The sequence below is a fragment of the Xanthobacter sp. ZOL 2024 genome (assembly GCF_052932325.1).
This window is the reverse complement of sequence record NZ_CM128808.1, coordinates 4,445,918-4,464,074: the sequence shown is the minus strand read 5'-3', so window position 1 is coordinate 4,464,074 and position 18,157 is coordinate 4,445,918. Positions and strand designations below refer to the sequence as shown.

Annotated in this window: 17 protein-coding genes; 14 read left to right on the top strand and 3 right to left on the bottom strand. The window is 68.1% G+C overall.

Annotation, left to right across the window (positions count from 1 at the left end):
* Positions 1-28: 28 nt before the first annotated feature.
* From proS to thiL, 13 genes are all read left to right on the top strand, one after another.
* On the top strand, positions 29-1,351 hold the full coding sequence (gene proS, locus ACU4E7_RS20470; protein WP_238121228.1) for a proline--tRNA ligase: 1,323 nt from the start codon (positions 29-31) through the stop codon (positions 1,349-1,351).
* Complete coding sequence (locus ACU4E7_RS20465) at positions 1,348-2,646, top strand: lipoprotein-releasing ABC transporter permease subunit (protein WP_238121229.1); 1,299 nt, start codon at positions 1,348-1,350, stop codon at positions 2,644-2,646. Before proS ends, ACU4E7_RS20465 begins: the two co-directional genes overlap by 4 nt.
* Positions 2,646-3,377, top strand: a complete 732-nt coding sequence (locus ACU4E7_RS20460; RefSeq protein ID WP_238121230.1) for an ABC transporter ATP-binding protein — start codon at positions 2,646-2,648, stop codon at positions 3,375-3,377. Before ACU4E7_RS20465 ends, ACU4E7_RS20460 begins: the two co-directional genes overlap by 1 nt.
* A gap of 225 nt (positions 3,378-3,602) precedes the next feature.
* Positions 3,603-4,694, top strand: a complete 1,092-nt coding sequence (gene exbB, locus ACU4E7_RS20455; protein WP_447019951.1) for a tonB-system energizer ExbB — start codon at positions 3,603-3,605, stop codon at positions 4,692-4,694.
* Positions 4,695-4,717: 23 nt separating this feature from the next.
* Positions 4,718-5,227 (top strand): TonB system transport protein ExbD, encoded by a 510-nt coding sequence (gene exbD, locus ACU4E7_RS20450; RefSeq protein ID WP_238121232.1) that lies wholly within the window; start codon positions 4,718-4,720, stop codon positions 5,225-5,227.
* A complete protein-coding gene (locus tag ACU4E7_RS20445) occupies positions 5,224-6,075 on the top strand; it encodes a TonB family protein (protein ID WP_447019950.1) in 852 nt (283 codons plus the stop codon). The genes exbD and ACU4E7_RS20445 overlap by 4 nt, the downstream gene beginning before the upstream one ends.
* A gap of 256 nt (positions 6,076-6,331) precedes the next feature.
* Positions 6,332-7,645 carry a serine hydroxymethyltransferase gene (gene glyA, locus ACU4E7_RS20440; RefSeq protein ID WP_447019949.1) on the top strand — a complete coding sequence of 438 codons (1,314 nt, stop codon included), beginning with the start codon at positions 6,332-6,334 and terminating at the stop codon, positions 7,643-7,645.
* Positions 7,646-7,672: 27 nt separating this feature from the next.
* A complete protein-coding gene (gene nrdR, locus ACU4E7_RS20435) occupies positions 7,673-8,188 on the top strand; it encodes a transcriptional regulator NrdR (protein ID WP_238121235.1) in 516 nt (171 codons plus the stop codon).
* A complete protein-coding gene (ribD, locus tag ACU4E7_RS20430; RefSeq protein WP_238121236.1) occupies positions 8,185-9,336 on the top strand; it encodes a bifunctional diaminohydroxyphosphoribosylaminopyrimidine deaminase/5-amino-6-(5-phosphoribosylamino)uracil reductase RibD in 1,152 nt (383 codons plus the stop codon). Before nrdR ends, ribD begins: the two co-directional genes overlap by 4 nt.
* A 1-nt stretch (position 9,337) precedes the next feature.
* A complete protein-coding gene (locus ACU4E7_RS20425) occupies positions 9,338-9,949 on the top strand; it encodes a riboflavin synthase (protein ID WP_447019948.1) in 612 nt (203 codons plus the stop codon).
* A 123-nt stretch (positions 9,950-10,072) separates the two neighbouring features.
* On the top strand, positions 10,073-10,564 hold the full coding sequence (ribH, locus tag ACU4E7_RS20420; RefSeq protein WP_238121238.1) for a 6,7-dimethyl-8-ribityllumazine synthase: 492 nt from the start codon (positions 10,073-10,075) through the stop codon (positions 10,562-10,564).
* Entirely contained in the window at positions 10,561-11,040 is a 480-nt protein-coding gene (gene nusB, locus ACU4E7_RS20415) for a transcription antitermination factor NusB (RefSeq protein WP_447019947.1), read from the top strand. Before ribH ends, nusB begins: the two co-directional genes overlap by 4 nt.
* A gap of 1 nt (position 11,041) precedes the next feature.
* Positions 11,042-12,052 carry a thiamine-phosphate kinase gene (gene thiL / locus ACU4E7_RS20410; RefSeq protein WP_447019946.1) on the top strand — a complete coding sequence of 337 codons (1,011 nt, stop codon included), beginning with the start codon at positions 11,042-11,044 and terminating at the stop codon, positions 12,050-12,052.
* Positions 12,053-12,079: 27 nt separating this feature from the next.
* On the opposite strand, the gene ACU4E7_RS20405 is transcribed toward thiL, so the two are convergent.
* The 3 genes from ACU4E7_RS20405 to ACU4E7_RS20395 form a co-directional block, all read right to left on the bottom strand.
* The gene (locus ACU4E7_RS20405) at positions 12,080-12,514 is read right to left on the bottom strand and encodes an EamA family transporter (protein WP_238121241.1); all 435 of its coding nucleotides are present in this window, start codon (positions 12,512-12,514) and stop codon (positions 12,080-12,082) included.
* An 81-nt stretch (positions 12,515-12,595) separates the two neighbouring features.
* Complete coding sequence (locus tag ACU4E7_RS20400; protein ID WP_447019945.1) at positions 12,596-13,330, bottom strand: hypothetical protein; 735 nt, start codon at positions 13,328-13,330, stop codon at positions 12,596-12,598.
* Positions 13,331-13,496: 166 nt separating this feature from the next.
* Positions 13,497-14,282, bottom strand: coding sequence for a hypothetical protein (locus tag ACU4E7_RS20395; RefSeq protein WP_238121243.1), 786 nt, complete (start codon positions 14,280-14,282; stop codon positions 13,497-13,499).
* 256 nt (positions 14,283-14,538) lie between these two features.
* Here ACU4E7_RS20395 and dnaE point away from each other — a divergent pair, with 256 nt between their 5' ends.
* Complete coding sequence (gene dnaE, locus ACU4E7_RS20390; RefSeq protein WP_447021675.1) at positions 14,539-18,000, top strand: DNA polymerase III subunit alpha; 3,462 nt, start codon at positions 14,539-14,541, stop codon at positions 17,998-18,000.
* The last annotated feature ends 157 nt before the right edge of the window (positions 18,001-18,157 follow it).

The following is an 18,157-nucleotide window of genomic DNA, read 5'->3' as shown; positions in this document are numbered from 1 at the left end:
TCGATCCCCCCAGCCGTCGAGCCTTGCGATGCGCCTTTCCCGTTATTTTCTGCCGATTCTGCGTGAAGTGCCGCGGGAGGCGGATATCGTCTCCCACCGGCTGATGCTGCGTGCGGGCATGATCCGCCAGGAAGCGGCCGGAATCTTCGCCTGGCTGCCCCTCGGCCACCGTGTGCTCAACAAGATCTGCAACATCATCCGCGAGGAGCAGAACCGGTCTGGCGCCATCGAGATGCTGATGCCCACGATCCAGAGCGCTGACCTGTGGCGCGAGAGTGGGCGCTACGACGATTATGGCAAGGAGATGCTACGAATTCGGGACCGGCACGATCGCGAGATGCTATTCGGCCCCACCAATGAAGAGATGATCACCGACATCGTCCGCGCCTATGTGAAGTCCTATAAGGCGCTGCCGCTGAACCTCTACCATATTCAGTGGAAGTTCCGGGACGAGGTGCGTCCGCGCTTCGGTGTCTACCGCTCCCGCGAGTTCCTGATGAAGGATGCCTATTCCTTCGATCTCGACGCCGCCGGCGCGCGCCACTCCTACAACAAGATGTTCGTGGCTTACCTGCGCACCTTCGCGCGCATGGGCCTCAAGGCCATTCCCATGGTGGCGGATACCGGCCCCATCGGCGGCAATCTCTCGCACGAGTTCATCATTCTCGCCTCCACCGGCGAGAGCGAGGTGTTCTGCCACGGCGACTATCTGAACATGGCGCCGCCCCCGGCCGATGTGGATTTCGACGACCGCGCCGGCCTGCAGCAGGTGTTCGACCAGTTCACCGCGCTTTATGCCGCCACCTCCGAGAAGCACGACGAAGCCGCCTACAACGCCATTCCCGCCGACAAGCGCACGGCGGCGCGCGGCATCGAGGTGGGCCACATCTTTTATTTCGGCACCAAATATTCCGAGCCGTTCGGCGTGACCGTGCAGGGGCCGGATGGCAATGCCCACACGGTGCACATGGGCTCCTACGGCATCGGCCCCTCGCGCCTCGTGGCGGCCATGATCGAAGCCTCCCATGATGATGCGGGAATCATCTGGCCGGAGGCGGTGGCGCCGTTCCAGGTGGGCATCCTCAATCTGAAGGTGGGCGACAGCAGCACGGACACGGCCTGCGAGGCCCTTTACGCGGAATTGACCGCCGCCGGCTATGACGTGCTCTATGACGACACGGAGGAGCGCGCGGGGGCCAAGTTCGCCACCGCCGACCTCATCGGCCTGCCCTGGCAGATCCTGGTGGGGCCGAAGGGCCTGGCCGATGGCAAGGTGGAATTGAAGCGCCGTGTGGACGGGGCCCGCGAGCTGATCGCGCCGAAGGACATTCTGGAGAGGCTGAAGGCATGAGCGCAAAAGCGTCCTCGGCACCGCGCAGCGAGGAACCCACGGGAACACGGCCGTTCGCGGCGTTCGAGTGGATGCTGTCGCTGCGCTATCTGAGGGCGCGGCGCAAGGAAGGCTTCATCTCGGTCATCGCCGGGTTTTCCTTCCTTGGAATCATGCTGGGGGTTGCCACCCTCATCATCGTCATGGCGGTGATGAACGGTTTCCGCCAGGAGCTGCTGGGCAAGATCCTCGGCCTCAACGGCCACGTGCTGGTGCAGCCGCTGGAAACCCCGCTGACGGATTATGACGCGGTGGCCGAGCGCATCGCCAATCTCAACGGGGTGCGCCTGGCGGTGCCGCTGGTGGAAGGCCAGGCGCTGGCCTCCTCCCAGTTCGGCGCCTCCGGCGTCCTGGTGCGCGGGCTCAGCGAAAAGAACCTCAGGGGCCTGCCGTCGGTGGCGCACAATGTGCGCTCGGGCACGCTGGAGAGCTTCGACACGGGGCAGGGGCTCGCCATCGGCAAGCGCCTCGCCGACCAATTGTCGCTGCGGGCGGGCGACAACATCACCCTGGTGGCGCCGCGGGGCGCGGTGACGCCCATGGGGACCTCGCCGCGCATCAAGGTCTACAAGGTGGCAGCCATTTTCGAGGTGGGCATGTCGGAATACGACAGCGCCTTCGTCTTCATGCCGCTGAAGGAAGCCCAGGCCTATTTCAACCGCAACGGCGACGTGAACGCCGTCGAAGTTTATATCGACAAGCCGGATGATGTGGAGGAACTGCGCGGCGCCATCCAGGCGGCGGCGGAGCGGCCCGTCTATCTGGTGGACTGGCGCAAGCGCAACGCCACCTTCTTCAACGCGCTGCAGGTGGAGCGGAACGTGATGTTCCTCATCCTCACCCTCATCGTACTGGTGGCGGCGCTGAACATCGTGTCCGGCCTCATCATGCTGGTGAAGGACAAGGGCCACGACATCGCCATTCTGCGCACCATGGGGGCGACGCGGGGTGCGGTGATGCGGGTGTTCCTCATCACCGGCGCCTCCATCGGCGTGGTGGGCACGCTGGTGGGGCTGCTGCTGGGCGTCATCGTCTGCCTCAACATCGAGAGCATCCGCCAGTTCATTTCCTGGCTGACCTCCACCGAGCTGTTCTCGCCGGAGCTCTATTACCTCTCCAAGCTGCCGGCCGACATGAACGTGGGTGAGACCACCACGGTGGTGGTGATGGCCCTGGTGCTGTCGCTGCTCGCCACCCTTTATCCCTCCTGGCGGGCCGCCCGGCTCGATCCGGTGGAAGCCCTGAGATACGAGTGATGGATCAGCCCGCCCGCCGTCGCCCCGGTTCGCCCGGCACGCCGCCGCGTCCGCAATACGCCCTCGCTCTCGCCGGCGTGGTGCGCCGCTATACGGAGGGCGACAGCGCGCTGGAAATCCTGCGCGGGGTGGATCTTGCCATCGCCCCCGGCCAGTCGGTGGCGCTGGTGGCGCCCTCGGGCTCCGGGAAATCCACGCTGCTGCACATTGCCGGCCTGCTGGAGCAGTCGGACGCCGGCGAAGTCTTCATCGACGGCAAGCCCACCGCCCGGCTCGCGGATGCGGACCGCACCCGCATGCGGCGGCTGCATATCGGCTTCATCTATCAGTTCCATCATCTGCTGGGGGAGTTCACCGCCCTCGAGAACGTGGCCATGCCGCAGATGATCCGCGGCCTCTCCCATAAGGAGGCCAACGCCCGCGCCCGCGACCTGCTCAGTTATCTCGGCCTTGCCGAGCGGCTGAGCCACCGGCCGGCGGAACTCTCCGGCGGCGAGCAGCAGCGGGTGGCCATTGCTCGCGCCCTTGCCAATGCGCCTCGGCTTCTCCTGGCCGACGAGCCCACCGGCAATCTCGACCCGAAAACCTCGGACCATGTGTTCGACGCCCTGACGGAGCTGGTGCATGCCACCGGCGTCGCCGCCCTGATCGCCACCCACAATCTCGATCTGGCTGCCCGCATGGATCGCCGTGTGACGCTGCGCGATGGCAAGCTGGTGGAGCTGGCCTGAGACGCGCCGTCCAGAGGCGCTGTTGACTGGTATTTCCATAATGTGCGGTCCGGCGCCCCTCTCGGGCCTGTTGGGGGGTTAGCGAACGCAGCAAATGGCGCTATAGATGCGAGCGCGAGCCATTTCCCGAGTGCGGGATCGCCAGCGACCTCCGTTTTTTTGCAATTCCGGTGACGCGCGATGCCCTATTGCTGTTGTGCCCCGCTGTCTCAGACGGCGTCTTTCATGCGTTCTGTTTTCGGTGCGGCGTTTCTCACGGTGATCTGCGGCGTCGCTGGACCGGCACTGGCTCAGAACGAACAGACAGCCGCTGCGCCGGCGGCGCAGTCGTCCACGCCTTCGAGCGCGGCCGCCCCTCAGGGCGCCGCACCGGCCAGCCTCACGCCTGCTGCTGCCGTACCGGCTACCGCCGATGCGCCGGGCGCGACGCCGCGCCCCGCCGCAGCGGATCCGGCCGCGGTCACGCCTCCAGCACCTGCTGGCGTGCCGGGGGTGCCTGCCGCAACGACGCCTGCCGCAACGACGCCCGGCGCCGAGGGCGCGGCCGCTGCGCCGACCGAAGTGGTGTCGCCGCAGGATGCGGCCGCTCCGGCCCCTGCGTCAGGGCCCTCGCTGCTGCCCCATGACCTGTCGCCCTGGGGCATGTTCATGGCCGCCGACATGGTGGTCAAAGCGGTGATGATCGGCCTGGCCTTTGCCTCCGTGGTGACGTGGACCGTGTGGTTCGCCAAGTCGATCGAACTGCTGTTCGCCCGCCGTCAGGTCAATCGCACCCTCAAGGCGCTGCGCGCGGCACCGACCCTCGCGGCCGCCGAACGGGCCATGCCCCAGGGGCGCGGCCCGGGCCCGGCCACGGTGCGCGCGGCCGTCTCCGAATGGGAAACCTCGTCCGGTCTGCCGGCGGAGGGCATCAAGGAGCGCGTCGCCATCTCCCTCAGCCGCATCGAGGCGGCAGCCGGGCGGCAGATGTCCGTGGGCACCGGCGTTCTCGCCACCATCGGCGCCACCGCTCCGTTCGTGGGCCTGTTCGGCACCGTCTGGGGCATCATGAACAGCTTCATCGGCATCTCGAAGGCGCACACCACCAATCTCGCGGTGGTGGCGCCCGGCATCGCCGAGGCGCTGCTGGCCACCGCCATCGGTCTGGTGGCGGCGATTCCAGCCGTCATCATCTACAACGTGTTCGCGCGTGCCATCGCCGCCTATAAGGCCCGGCTTGCCGATACGTCCTCGGAGGTGATGCGGCACCTGTCGCGGGATCTCGATCGCGCTGCCCAGGGTAAGCGCGGGCCGAGCCTGCGCGCGGCGGCCGAGTGAGCGGCGGATAGAGGGCGCGACCCATGGCAGCCAACCTCTATCACGGGGGGGACGACCTCCCCGAGAATCACGAAATCAACGTCACGCCGTTCATCGATGTGATGCTGGTGCTGCTCATCATCTTCATGGTCGCGGCGCCGCTGGCCACCGTGGACGTGAAGGTGGACCTGCCCACCTCGAATGCGCAGCAGCAGCCGCGGCCGGACAAGCCCCTGTTCCTCTCGTTGAAGAGTGACCTGTCGTTGGCCCTGGGCGATGATCCCGTCAGCCGCGCCGGGCTGCGGGCGGCGCTCGATGAGGCGACCGGCGCCGATCGCGAGCAGCGGGTGTTCGTCCGGGCCGACAAGACGGTGGATTATGGCGCGGTGATGGAGCTCATGAACGCCCTGCGTTCGGCGGGCTATCTCAAGGTCGCGCTGGTGGGCCTGGATGGGGCCTCCGCCGGCGGGGCGCCGGCCGCACCCGCCACAGGCGCCTTGCCCGCCGTCGGTGCGCCATCCGCGGCGGCGCCGTCCGCGGGGGCGGCCCAGTGAGCGCAGTCCATTGGCACGATTTCGACCGCCACCATCTGCGTGACTCCCTCCTGCGCTGGGCGGCGGCGGGACTGCTGATCGTGCTGGTGCACACGGCCTTCGTCTATGGCGCGCTGTTCTGGCGCAAGGTGGAAGCCGCCTCGGCGCCGCCGGCGGCGGTGATGATCGAGCTTGCGCCCATGCCGGTGAGCGCGCCCTCGCAGGTGGAGGACGTGGCGCCGGGGCCGCAGATGGTGCAGGCGCCCGAGCCCACCCAGGACGATGCGCCGGATGTCGTGGAGGACAGCACGCCGCCGCCGCCCGAGCCACTGCTCGAGCAGGCGCTGGACAAGCTTCCGGAGCTGCCGCCGGCACCCATGATCTCCGAGGTGACGCTGCCGATGCCGCAGCCCAAGCCCGAGATCAAGGAGGAGGAGAAGCGCAAGCCCGATCCGGAAAAGAAGCCGGAGAAGAAGAAGGCCAAGCCGTCGCGCCGCCCGGCGGCGCCGACCACGGCCGCCGCGCCCCGCTCGGAGGCCGCGCCCTCCCGCACGACGGCGGCGCCCTCACCGGGCATCAGCGCCAGCAATTCGCAGGCGCGGGCGTCCTGGGCGTCTATGGTTTCGGCCCATCTCAACCGCTTCAAGCGCTACCCGCCGGGTGCGCAGAGTCTCTCGGGGCGGCCGACCGTGCGCTTCTCGCTGGATGGTTCGGGCCGGGTGACGTCGGCGCGGCTGGTGCGTTCGTCCGGGTCCTCGGTGCTCGATGCCGAGGCGGTGGCGACCGTTCAGCGGGCCTCGCCGTTCCCGCGGCCACCGGATGGAAACGGCGCGACCTTCTCCGTTCCGGTGAACTTCACCCGGCGCTGAGCGGCCCCGCGCCACGGACCCGGCGAACAGACCATGTGACATTTCGATACGGGCGGCCCTCAGGTCGCCCGTGTGCATGTTGACGCGGAGGCGCCCCGCCGGATGCGCCGCATGCGCGCACCGCAGGCCCGATGCGCGGACATCTCGGCCGATGGGCCCTTACGCCTTTGGACTTGGCGGCGGCCCTATGATAAGCGACCAGCTTCCGATTGCGGCGCCAGGTGGCGCCCAGCTTGTTTGGATTTGGAGACCTGCCATGGCCTCGCAGGACGCGAACCCCGCCTCCGTCACGGAGGAAATCAACCGCTTCTTCACCGCCACTCTCGCGGAGACCGATCCGGAGATCACGGCTGCGGTGAATGCGGAACTGGGGCGTCAGCGCGACGAGATCGAGCTCATCGCTTCCGAGAACATCGTGTCGCGCGCCGTCCTCGAGGCGCAGGGTTCGGTGCTCACCAACAAGTATGCGGAAGGCTATCCCGGCAAGCGCTATTACGGCGGCTGCCAGTTCGTGGACGTGGCCGAGAACCTCGCCATCGAGCGTGCCAAGAAGCTGTTCGGCTGCGACTTCGCCAATGTGCAGCCCAATTCCGGCAGCCAGGCGAACCAGGGCGTGTTCTTTGCCACCATGCAGCCGGGCGACACCTTCCTCGGCCTGAACCTCGCCGCCGGTGGCCATCTCACCCACGGCTCGGCCGTCAACATGTCCGGCAAGTGGTTCAAGGCGGTGCCCTACACGGTGCGCCAGGAGGACCAGTATATCGATTATGAGGAGGTCGCTCGCCTCGCCGACCAGCACAAGCCGAAGCTGATCGTTGCCGGCGGCTCGGCCTATCCGCGCATCATCGACTTCCCCAAGATGCGCGAGATCGCCGACAGCGTGGGCGCGCTGCTGATGGTGGACATGGCGCATTTCGCGGGCCTGGTGGCCGGCGGGGCGCATCCCAGCCCGTTCCCCCATGCCCATGTGGTGACCACCACCACCCACAAGACCCTGCGCGGCCCGCGCGGCGGCATGATTCTCACCAATGACGGGGATCTGGCCAAGAAGATCAATTCGGCCATCTTCCCCGGCATCCAGGGCGGCCCGCTGATGCATGTCATCGCCGCCAAGGCGGTGGCGTTCGGCGAGGCGCTGCGTCCCGAGTTCAAGCTCTATGCGAAGAACGTGGTGGAGAATGCCAAGGCCCTGGCCGAAACCCTTAAGGGCCACGGCTTCGCCATCGTCTCCGGCGGCACCGACACCCATCTGATGCTGGTGGACCTGCGGCCGAAGAAGCTCACCGGCAAGGTGTCGGAAGCGGCCCTGGGCCGGGCCCACATCACCTGCAACAAGAACGGCATCCCGTTCGATCCCGAGAAGCCGTTCGTGACCTCGGGCGTGCGTCTCGGCACCCCGGCGGGCACCACCCGCGGCTTCGGCGTGGCGGAGTTCCAGCAGATCGGCAATTTCATCGCCGAGGTGCTGGACGTGCTGTCGCAGAAGGGGGCGGACGAGGATTCGCTGGTGGAAGCGGCAGTGCGCGAGAAGGTCTCCGCGCTGCTCAAGCGCTTCCCCATCTACCCCTGAGACGTGTGCGCCGGAGGCGGTTGACTGATGCGGTGCCCCTATTGCGGGAGCCTCGACACCCAGGTGAAGGACTCCCGTCCCACCGAGGACAACACCGCCATTCGCCGCCGGCGCATCTGCCCCGATTGCGGCGGGCGCTTCACCACCTTTGAGCGCGTGCAACTGCGCGAGCTCATGATTGTGAAGCGCGCCGGCCGGCGGGTGCCGTTCGATCGCGACAAGCTCGCCCGCTCGGTCCAGGTGGCGCTGCGCAAGCGCCCGGTGGATCCCGAGCGGGTGGAGCGCATGATCACCGGCGTGGTGCGCCAGCTGGAAAGCCTGGGCGACACCGACATCCCCTCCCACACCATCGGCGAGCTGGTGATGGAAGGGCTGAAGCAGATCGATGACGTGGCCTATGTGCGCTTCGCCTCGGTCTATCGCGACTTCCGCGAGGCGAAGGATTTCGAGCACGCGCTGGCGGAGCTCTCTTCGGACGGCACGCCGGTCGAGGGGAGCGCCGCTGAGGACGGCGGGCGCAAGCCGCCGCGCGCGGGAGAATGACCAGCGAGATGGTGCCGCTGCAGCAGGTCTCCTCCCCGGAGGAGGACGAGCGCTTTATGGCCGAGGCTCTGGCCGTGGGGCAGACCGGTCTTGGCCGCACCTGGCCCAATCCATCGGTGGGGGCGGTGGTGGTGCGGCATGGTCGGAACGGACCCGAGGTGATCGGTGCCGCCGCCACGGCCGCCGCTGGCCGGCCCCATGCGGAGCCGCAGGCTCTGGCGCAGGCCGGGGAGGGCGCCCGCGGCGCCACCCTCTATGTCACCCTGGAGCCGTGTTCCCACCATGGCCGCACGCCGCCGTGCGCCGATGCGGTGATCGCCGCCGGCGTCCGTCGGGTGGTGGCGGCCATCGAGGATCCCGACCACCGGGTGAAGGGCCGCGGCGTGGCGCGCCTGCGTGCCGCCGGCATCTGGGTCACCGTGGGGGTGGGGGCCGAGCAGGCGCTCGCCGATCACGCCGGCCACATCCGACGGGTCACCGAGGGGCGGCCCCATGTGCTGTTGAAGCTGGCGGTTTCCGCCGATGGCAAGGCGGCCCTCCCGGGTCCGCGCCCGGCGGTGGTGACGGGACCGGAGGCGCGCGCCCGCGCCCATCTCATGCGGGCCCATGCGGATGCGATTCTCGTGGGTGTGGGCACGGTGAAGGCCGATGACCCCATGCTGACCACCCGTCTCGAAGGCTATGAGAAGCGCTCGCCGCTGCGCATCGTGCTCGACAGCGCGTTGTCGTTGCCCCTCGATTCCGCTTTGGTGCGCACCGCCTGCGAGGTTCCGGTGTGGGTGGTCACCGCTGAAGATGCACCGGCGGATCTCGAGGCGGCGCTGGTGGAGCGCGGCGTGGAGGTGCTGCGCGTGCCCCGCGGCGGCCCCGAGGGGCGGCTCTATCTGCCCGCCGTGCTGAAATTGCTCGGCATGCTGGGCCTCACCCGGGTGATGGTGGAAGGTGGTCCGACCACCGCCGCCGCCTTCCTTGACGCTGGCCTGGTGGACGAGGTGGCCGCCTTCACCAGTCCGGTGGTGCTGGGCGCCGATGCGGTGCCGGCGCTGGCCGGGCGGCCGCTGGCGCGGCTGTTCGCGCCGGTGGGCTTCGTCGAGGTGGAGCACGAGGATCTGGGCCCCGATCATCTCGTGCGGTTGTGGAGGCGCTAGAATGTTCACCGGCATTGTCACCGACATGGGCGAGGTTCTCGCCGCCGTGCCCCATGGCGAGGTGAAGACCCTCACCATCGCCACCGATTACGAGGCGTCCGGCATCGCGCTCGGCGCCTCCATCGCCTGTTCCGGCGTGTGCATGACAGTGACGTCGGTGGCGGCGGACGGCCCGCGCAGGGCGCGCTTCACCGTGGATGCCGGGCCCGAGACCCTGGCCATCACGACCGTCGCCGCATGGCAAGCCGGGCGGCGCATCAATCTTGAACGCTCGCTGAAACTTGGCGATGAGCTGGGAGGCCACATGGTGTCCGGCCATGTGGATTCCACCGCCAAGGTGCTGAAGCGGGAAGATCTGGGCGAGACCACCCGCTTCCTGTTCGAGGTGCCCCAGGGGCTGGCGCGCTTCGTGGCGGTGAAGGGCTCTGTGGCCCTCGATGGCACCTCCCTCACGGTCAATACGGTGGAGGGCAACACCTTCTCCTGCCTGCTCATTCCCCACACCCTGGCGGTCACCACCTGGGGCGGCGTGGGCGCGGGCGACCTCGTCAATTTCGAGGTGGATGTCATGGCCCGCTACGCGGCGCGACTCGCCGAGTTCCCGCGCGCCTGACGGGCTGTCGGCCCGGCGCATTCGGCGGGCGGGCAGGTGCTCTGCAGTTCCGGTACACGCGGCGTGCTTGCGCGGCGCATCGCGCTCTTGTACGCCTCGCGCCTCAGTTTCGGAGACGGTCCCATGGTGACGACGCGCAGAGAAGGCTCACAGGAAGCCAATGAGCTGCTGGAGGGCGCGCGGGTGCTCATCGTCGAGGCGCGCTATTATGAGGCGCTGGCCGACGAGCTTCTGGCCGGCGCCCGCGCGGTGCTGGAGGCCGCGGGTGTCGAGGTGGTGGTGATTACCGTGCCCGGCGCCCTGGAGATTCCGGTGGCGGCGGAAATCGCCCTCGACGCGGCGGAGATGTCCGGCGATGCGGTGGATGCGGTGGTGGGGCTTGGCGTGGTGATCCGCGGCGAGACCTATCATTTCGAGATCGTCGCCGGCGAATCGGCGCGCGGCCTCATGGATCTGGGCATCGGCCACGCCCTGCCCATCGGCAACGGCATCCTCACCGTGGATACCGAGGCGCAGGCCTGGGAGCGCGCGCGGGTGAGCGAGGGGGACAAGGGGGGCGGTGCCGCCGCCGCGGCCTTGTCGCTGCTGCGGCTCAAGCGAGGGCTTGAGCAATGACCGAGGCGCCGGCCAAACCCATGAAGAAGAGCGCGGCCCGCCTGGGGGCTGTGCAGGCGCTCTATCAGATGGACCTTGCCCAGACCCCGCTCAACGACATCTTCGCGGAGTTCGAGAGCCACTGGCTCGGCCAGGAGGTGGAGGGCACGCAGATGCCCGATGCCGACGTGAAGCTGTTCCGCGCGGTGGTCGAAGGGGTTCTGGAGCAGCAGCGGGTGATCGACCCGATGGTGGACAAGGCCCTGTCGCGCGGCTGGCCGCTGCGGCGGGTGGAAGCGGTGCTGCGGGCGGTGCTGCGGGCGGGGGCCTATGAGCTTCTGGCGCGCAGCGACGTGCCGGCGCGGGTGGTCATCGCCGAATATGTGAACGTCGCTGGCGCCTTCCTCGACCGGGACGAGACCGGCATGGTCAACGCGGTGCTCGACAATCTCGCGCACGATCTGCGCGCCGCCGAATTCAACGGTCCGGGGGCCTGAGATGACCGCCGGCGGGGCGCGCGGCACCGGCGAGGATGATGTCATCAGCCGCTTCCTGCGCCCCATCGCCGACGCCCCGGAGGCGCGCGGCCTGCTGGATGACGCCGCGCTGCTCTCCCCGCCCGAGGGCTGCGACCTGGTTCTGACCAAGGACGCGCTGGTGGCGGGGGTGCATTTCTTTCCCGACGATTCTCCGGCCAGCATCGCGCGCAAGGCCCTGCGCGTGAATCTCTCTGATCTGGCCGCCAAGGGCGCCCGCCCGCTGGGGGTGTTGCTGGCGCTGGCGCTGCCGCGTGACGATGTTGGCCGCGAGGCGTGGATGACGGCCTTTGTCTCGGCCCTCGGCGCCGACGCCCGCGCCTTCGCATGCCCCTTGCTGGGCGGCGATACCGTCTCCACCACCGGTCCGCTGACGCTTTCCATCACCGCCATCGGCTGCGTGCCCAAGGGCAGCTTCGTGCCGCGCACCGGCGCAGCGCCCGGCCAGGCCATCGTGGTGTCGGGCACCATTGGCGATGCGGCGCTGGGCCTCGCCTTGCGGCAGAACCCGGAGCGGTCAGCCTTCGCTGCGCTCTCCAGCGACCTGCGCGCCCATCTGCTCGATCGGTATCTGCATCCCCAGCCGCGCCTGGGTCTGGCGCCGGCGCTGCGCGCCCATGCGGCGGCGGCCATGGATGTCTCTGACGGGCTGGTGGGGGATCTGGCTAAAATGTTGGCTGTGTCCGGGTGTGGCGGGCATATCGAGGCCCATCGGGTACCGCTGTCGGCTGCGGCTGCGGCCGCGGTGCGGGCGGAACCAGCGCTGGCGCGCGACGCGCTGACCGGCGGGGATGATTACGAGATTGTCGCCTGCGTGCCCCATGAGCGCCTGCACGCTTTTATCGCTGTGGCCGCGTCGGCCGGGGTGCCCCTTGCCGTCATCGGCGAGACCCGAGCCGAAGGCGGGCTCGATGTGCGCGACGCCGGCGGCCATCTGCTGGTGCTGGAGCGCACCAGCTACAGCCACTTCTGATCACCCGCCTGGCCACGCCGTGGGCCTCTAGCCGAGGGCCACCAGCACCGATCCGGTGCCGATGAGCAGCACGCCCAGGCTGGCAACGGCGGAAAGGCGTTCGCCGAGGAACAGCACGCCGAACAGGGCCACCAGCACCACGCTCAGCTTGTCGACCGGTGCCACCTGTGCAGCGGCGCCCATCTTCAGGGCACGGAAATAGCAGAGCCACGACGCGCCGGTGGCGAGACCCGACAGCAGCAGGAACAGCCAGGTGCGGCCGGTGATGGTGCCGGGCGCACGCCATTGGCCGCCGGCGAAGGCGATCGCCGCCACCAGCGCCAGGATGATCACCGTGCGGATGAGGGTGGCGAGGTCGGAGGGGATGTCGGCGACGCCAACCTTGGCGAAAATCGCAGTGAGCGCCGCGAACCCGGCCGAGAGCAGCGCCCAGAACAGCCAGGAGGTGGTGAGGGAGGACATCGCGGATCTCCGGGAGCGGTGGACGCGGACTCGGCCGATCATAGCCGATGCCGGGCGCTCCGGAGCGCCCGGCGGCGTGCCTCACGGGCGCGGGGCCGGCGACAACAGCTGCTCGGGCAGCGGATAGGCGGCGGCGATATGGTCGGCGAGCGCCAGCATGTCCGCCGAGGCGGTGCGCGCGTTGGTGTTCAGGCGGGCAGGCGGCTGCGGGCGGGCGCGATCGAGGCCCAGCCGTCCCAGCAGGTGCCGCCAGGGCTTTGCGCCAGGCGCGGCCGCGCGGGCGAGGGCCGGCGGGGCCCCCAGGATGTCCAGCAAGGTTTCGATGACCCCAATGCCCTGACAGGCGGCATCGTAGGACAGGATCGTCATCGGCCCCGTTGCTGCGGCCCGCCAGCGCGCGACGAAGGCGGGATAGTCGAAATAGAACACCCAGTCCCCATGCGAGCGGCGATAGCCGTGTTCCAGGATCTCGGTGGTGAAGGTGACGAAATCGTCCGTGTCGCCATGTTTCTGCAGCTCGTGATAGAGCGAGATCGCGTAATCGCGTGTGTTGCGCAGGAACAGAATGTAGTGCGGGCTCCAGCCGCTGGCACGAATCTGCGTCTCGAACCTGGATAGAAGCTCGGGTCGGTCCACCAGATACTCGAAATCTTCGGAGGACAGCACGGCGCAGCGGGCGCGGACCCCGGCCAGCTCGCGCGTCAGATCCGTGAGCGTGCCGTAGCGGTCCTCGGAACGCGGATCGGCCCGCAGCGACCAGGCGATATTATGCTGCCCCGCAGATCCGGGGGGACACGCGGCCGGCAACGGGGACATGAATGCTCCGCCGGGCCAGGCGATCTTCATATTGCTTCAGAAACACCTGGATCGACGTGGTGCCGGTCTTATGGGTTCCGATGTGAATATACAGCGGCGGCATGGGCCAATCTTATTCGTTGGATGCCGTCATATACACGTTCGCGGTGCCGGCGGTGAGGGCCGTCTAGAAGCTGTGGGCCGCCACGTTGAGGGCGGCGCTGATCTGGCGGCGATAGGCCTCGCCGAACTTGTCGTCGATCAGCCGGGCACCGGCGCGCATCTCGTCGGTCACCGCCGACTTGGCCACATTGATGCGCCGCTGCCGCAGCTCGGCGAGCCGGGCGGGCAGCCCCAGGCTGGAGATGAAGGTGGGGATCACGCCACGGCCCTTGGTCGCGGCGTCATAGGAATATATTCTTAAATCCCCCTGGCTTGCGGCTCGCCATTGGGTGACGAAGGCATTGAAATCCACGAACAGGGTGCAATTGCCCGGGGGTTCATAATAGCCGTCGGCGAGCACGCGGTTCAGGTATTCGTCGAACCCGACGTCGATGTTCTGATTGGCGAATTCCTGGTAGAGCGAAATCGCGTAGGGGCCCGGGGCGCGCAGGTACAAGAGGTAGACGGGTGCCCAGCCACCGGCGCGCAGTTCCGCTTCCAGCGCGGCGATCTCGTCGGGCCGGTCCACCAGGAATTCCAGATCCTCGGCGGAAATCACCCCCTGCACGGGATTGGCGCGGTTGAGCTCGTCGACCAGCTCCCTGACGCCACCCCAGCTTGGATTGGCGCGGCTGTTGCCGAGCAGCGTCCAGGCGATGTTGTGGTGTCCGGACGAGCGGGAGGAGGGGCACCCCGCCTGCGGCACATAGGTGCCGTAGGCGCGCAGCTTGCGCGCGTGGCGGTTCAGGTACCACTGGATCGAGGTGGTGCCGGTCTTGTGCGTGCCGATATGGATGAAGAGCTGTCGCATCCCGTGTCCGCTGCCACCTTCCCTTCGGCAGCATTCCCCTATGGGCATGCCTTAGCAGAGGTCGGGAGTCCTCGCCAAGCGCCGGTTGCGTGCATGTGTGCCGGCATTGGCGCAACGGCCGGCAGTGGCATTGACCAAGGCGGCATTGACCAAGGCGGCATTGACCAAGGCGGCATTGACCAAGAGGGGGCGGCAGGTGTCTTCTCCCGCTTTGCCCGCTGCGGGCGTCTTCATCCGACTTTGGGTCCGCCACGCCATGTCCGATCCCGGCTTCGTGCATCTGCATGTCCATTCCGCATATTCGCTGCTGGAAGGGGCGTTGACGGTGGGCAAGCTGGCCGACTTCCTCAAGGCGGACGGCCAGCCCGCCATCGCCTTGACCGATACCGGCAACCTGTTCGGTGCGCTGGAGTTTTCGGAGAAGATGTCCGGTGCCGGTATCCAGCCCATCCCCGGCGTCTCGCTGGCGCTCGACCTGCCGGAGCCGCCCGGCCAGCGGGGCGTCATCCGCCCCCGCAAGCCGCGAATCGTGCTGCTGGCCCAGCGGGAGGATGGCTGGCGCAATCTCATGGCGCTGGTCTCCCGCTCCTATCTGGAGACGCCGAGCGACGAGGAGCCGCGCATTCTGCTGGATTGGCTGGCGGACGCCTCCAGCGGCCTGATCGCGCTCACGGGCGGGCCGGCCGGCCCCCTCGATCTGGCGCTGGCCGGTGGCCATGAGGATTTCGCCGCCGACCGGTTGGACAAGCTCGCCGACATCTTCGGCGATCGGCTCTATCTGGAGCTTCAGCGCCACGGCACCGATGCCGAGCGGCTGGTGGAGCCGGGACTGATCGACCTTGCGTATGCCAAGGGCATTCCCCTGGTGGCCGCCAACGAGCCGTTCTTCGCCGCGCAATCGGACTACGAGGCCCACGACGCGCTGATCGCCCTCGCGGAAGGCAAGATCATCGCCGATGGCGAGCGCCGCCGGCTGACCCCCGAGCACCGCTTCAAGACCCGGGCGGAAATGCTGGAGCTGTTCGCCGATCTGCCGGAGGCCACCGCCCATTCGGTGGAGATCGCCAAGCGCTGCGGCTACCGGGTGCGCACCGTGAAGCCCATCCTGCCGCGGTTCACCACCGCTGCCGAAAGCGAGGCGGGGCAGGACGCGGAAGCGGCGGAGGCGGCCGAGCTGGAGCGCCAGGCGAAGGAGGGCCTCGCCCAGCGGCTCGCCAAGCACGGGCCGGCCGAGGGACTGGACGTGGCGGCCTATGAGGAGCGGCTCACCTATGAGCTCTCCATCATCAACCGCATGAAGTTCCCCGGCTACTTCCTGATCGTGTCGGACTTCATCAAATGGGCCAAGGCCCACGGCATTCCGGTGGGGCCGGGGCGTGGTTCGGGCGCCGGCTCGCTGGTGGCCTATTCGCTGCAGATCACCGACCTTGATCCGCTGCGCTTCCATCTGCTGTTCGAGCGCTTCCTGAATCCCGAGCGCGTCTCCATGCCCGACTTCGACGTGGACTTCTGCCAGGAGCGCCGCGACGAGGTGATCCATTATGTGCAGGAGCGCTACGGCCGGGCCCAGGTGGCGCAGATCATCACCTTCGGCACCCTGCAGGCGCGCGGCGTGCTGCGCGATGTGGGCCGGGTGCTGGAAATGCCCTATGGCCAGGTGGACAAGCTCTGCAAGCTGGTGCCGCAGAACCCCGCCCACCCGGTGACCCTGAAGCAGGCCATCGAGGACGAGCCGCGCCTGCAGGCGGCGCGCGACGACGAGGAGGTGGTGAAGCGCGCCTTCGACATCGCCGTGAAGCTGGAGGGGCTGAACCGCCACGCCTCCACCCACGCCGCCGGTATCGTGATCGGTGATCGCAAGCTGCACGAGCTGGTGCCGCTCTATCGAGACCCCAAGTCCGATATGCCGGTCACCCAGTACAATATGAAGTGGGTGGAGCAGGCGGGCCTGGTGAAGTTCGACTTCCTCGGCTTGAAGACGCTGACCACCATCGACAAGGCGGTGAAGCTGGTGCGCCAGCGGGGCATCGATCTCGACATCTCGAAGATCCCGCTGGACGACCCCAAGACCTACGCCATGCTGGCCAAGGGCGAGACGGTGGGCGTGTTCCAGGTGGAAAGCGCGGGCATGCGCCGCGCCCTGGTGGACATGAAGGCCGACCGCATTGAGGACATCGTCGCCCTGGTGGCGCTCTACCGGCCGGGCCCCATGGCCAACATCCCGGTCTATTGCGACTGCAAGCACGGCCGCGCCCAGCCGGACTATATTCACCCCAAGCTCGAGCCCTATCTGAAGGAGACCTTCGGCGTCATCATCTACCAGGAGCAGGTGATGCAGATCGCCCAGGCGCTCTCGGGCTATTCGCTCGGTGAAGCCGACCTGCTGCGCCGCGCCATGGGCAAGAAGATCCGCGCCGAAATGGACAAGCAGCGCGCCCGCTTCGTCGAGGGGGCTATGGCCGGTGGCGTGGAAAAGGAGATGGCGGACCAGATCTTCGACGTTCTGGCCAAGTTCGCCGACTACGGCTTCAACAAGTCCCACGCCGCGGCCTATGCGCTGGTGGCCTACCAGACCGCCTGGCTGAAGGCGAACTACGCGACGGAATTCCTCGCCGCATCCATGACCATGGATATGGGCAACACCGATAAGCTGGCGGAGTTCCGCCAGGAGGCGCAGCGGCTCGGCATCAAGGTGCTGCCACCCTCCATCAACCGCTCGTTCCGCGAGTTCGCGGTGGAGAATGGCGAGATCATTTATGCCATGGCCGCCATCAAGGGGGTCGGCGGCGCCGCGGTCGATGCGCTGGTCGAGGCGCGCAAGGGCAGGCCCTTCAAGAGCCTCGCCGATTTCGCCAGCCGTCTGCCGGTGAAAATGGTCAACAAGCGCACGCTGGAAAGCTTGATGGCGGCCGGCTGCTTCGATGAGCTGGAGAAGAACCGCGCCCGCGCCTTCGCGGCCATCGATCCCATCGTGGCCGAGGCCCAGCGGGTGGAGGCGAATGCCGCCTCCGGCCAGAACGACATGTTCGGCTCCGGCCCGGTGGCGGCCAAGCTGCCGATTCCCGATGCCGCCCCCTGGCTGCCGGCGGAGCGGCTCAAGCGGGAATATGATGCGGTGGGCTTCTTCCTCACCGGCCATCCGCTGGATGATTATGCCGCCGCGCTGAAGAAGATGCGGGTGCAGAGCTTCGCCGAATTCTCCCGCGCGGTGCGGGCCGGCGCCGCGGCCGGACGGCTCGCGGCCACCGTGGTTTCGCGGCAGGAGAAGCGCACCAAGTCCGGCACGCGCATGGGCATCATCGGCTTGTCGGATCCCTCGGGCACCTTCGAGGCGGTGATCTTCTCGGAGGCGCTGGCCCACTATCGCGACCTGCTGGAGCCCGGCACGCCGCTGCTGATGATGGTGGCGGCGGAGCTCAATGGCGAGGATGTGCGGGTGCGCATCAATTCCTGCGAACGGCTCGACGAGGTGACGTCCCGCACCCACCGGGCGCTGCGCATCTTCGTGCGCTCGCCCGAGCCGCTGGAGGGCATCGCCCGCCGCCTGGAAGCGGGAATCGGCCAGACCAAGCGCGACGGCGAGGTGAGTCTCGTCCTGCTCATGGACGACGGCAAGGCGGAGGTGGAAGTGCGCCTCGACGGCAAATTCCCCGTCTCTCCACAGATCGCCGGGGCCCTCAAGGCGATTCCCGGCGTGGTCGCGGTGGAGGCGGCTTAAGGCGCTGCGGCGCCTGCAGGTATGGGCGCCCGCTAGTGGCGGGTTTTGCGAGCCGGGTCCGTTCCGCGCTGCGGTGGTGCTGCCCCCTTGCCTCCGACGGCCCCTTCGCGTATATGCGCCGCCATCCCGCACGCGGACATTCGGCCCCATGGCCATC

Excerpts from the sequence above, each read along its gene's own strand:
- proS (WP_238121228.1), top strand. The coding sequence starts at position 29 with ATGCGCCTTTCCCGTTATTTTCTGCCGATTCTGCGTGAAGTGCCGCGG.
- ACU4E7_RS20465 (WP_238121229.1), top strand. The coding sequence starts at position 1,348 with ATGAGCGCAAAAGCGTCCTCGGCACCGCGCAGCGAGGAACCCACGGGA.
- ACU4E7_RS20460 (WP_238121230.1), top strand. The coding sequence starts at position 2,646 with ATGGATCAGCCCGCCCGCCGTCGCCCCGGTTCGCCCGGCACGCCGCCG.
- exbB (WP_447019951.1), top strand. The coding sequence starts at position 3,603 with ATGCGTTCTGTTTTCGGTGCGGCGTTTCTCACGGTGATCTGCGGCGTC.
- exbD (WP_238121232.1), top strand. The coding sequence starts at position 4,718 with ATGGCAGCCAACCTCTATCACGGGGGGGACGACCTCCCCGAGAATCAC.
- glyA (WP_447019949.1), top strand. The coding sequence starts at position 6,332 with ATGGCCTCGCAGGACGCGAACCCCGCCTCCGTCACGGAGGAAATCAAC.
- nrdR (WP_238121235.1), top strand. The coding sequence starts at position 7,673 with ATGCGGTGCCCCTATTGCGGGAGCCTCGACACCCAGGTGAAGGACTCC.
- ribD (WP_238121236.1), top strand. The coding sequence starts at position 8,185 with ATGACCAGCGAGATGGTGCCGCTGCAGCAGGTCTCCTCCCCGGAGGAG.
- ACU4E7_RS20425 (WP_447019948.1), top strand. The coding sequence starts at position 9,338 with ATGTTCACCGGCATTGTCACCGACATGGGCGAGGTTCTCGCCGCCGTG.
- ribH (WP_238121238.1), top strand. The coding sequence starts at position 10,073 with ATGGTGACGACGCGCAGAGAAGGCTCACAGGAAGCCAATGAGCTGCTG.
- nusB (WP_447019947.1), top strand. The coding sequence starts at position 10,561 with ATGACCGAGGCGCCGGCCAAACCCATGAAGAAGAGCGCGGCCCGCCTG.
- thiL (WP_447019946.1), top strand. The coding sequence starts at position 11,042 with ATGACCGCCGGCGGGGCGCGCGGCACCGGCGAGGATGATGTCATCAGC.
- ACU4E7_RS20405 (WP_238121241.1), bottom strand. The coding sequence starts at position 12,514 with ATGTCCTCCCTCACCACCTCCTGGCTGTTCTGGGCGCTGCTCTCGGCC.
- ACU4E7_RS20400 (WP_447019945.1), bottom strand. The coding sequence starts at position 13,330 with ATGTCCCCGTTGCCGGCCGCGTGTCCCCCCGGATCTGCGGGGCAGCAT.
- ACU4E7_RS20395 (WP_238121243.1), bottom strand. The coding sequence starts at position 14,282 with ATGCGACAGCTCTTCATCCATATCGGCACGCACAAGACCGGCACCACC.
- dnaE (WP_447021675.1), top strand. The coding sequence starts at position 14,539 with ATGTCCGATCCCGGCTTCGTGCATCTGCATGTCCATTCCGCATATTCG.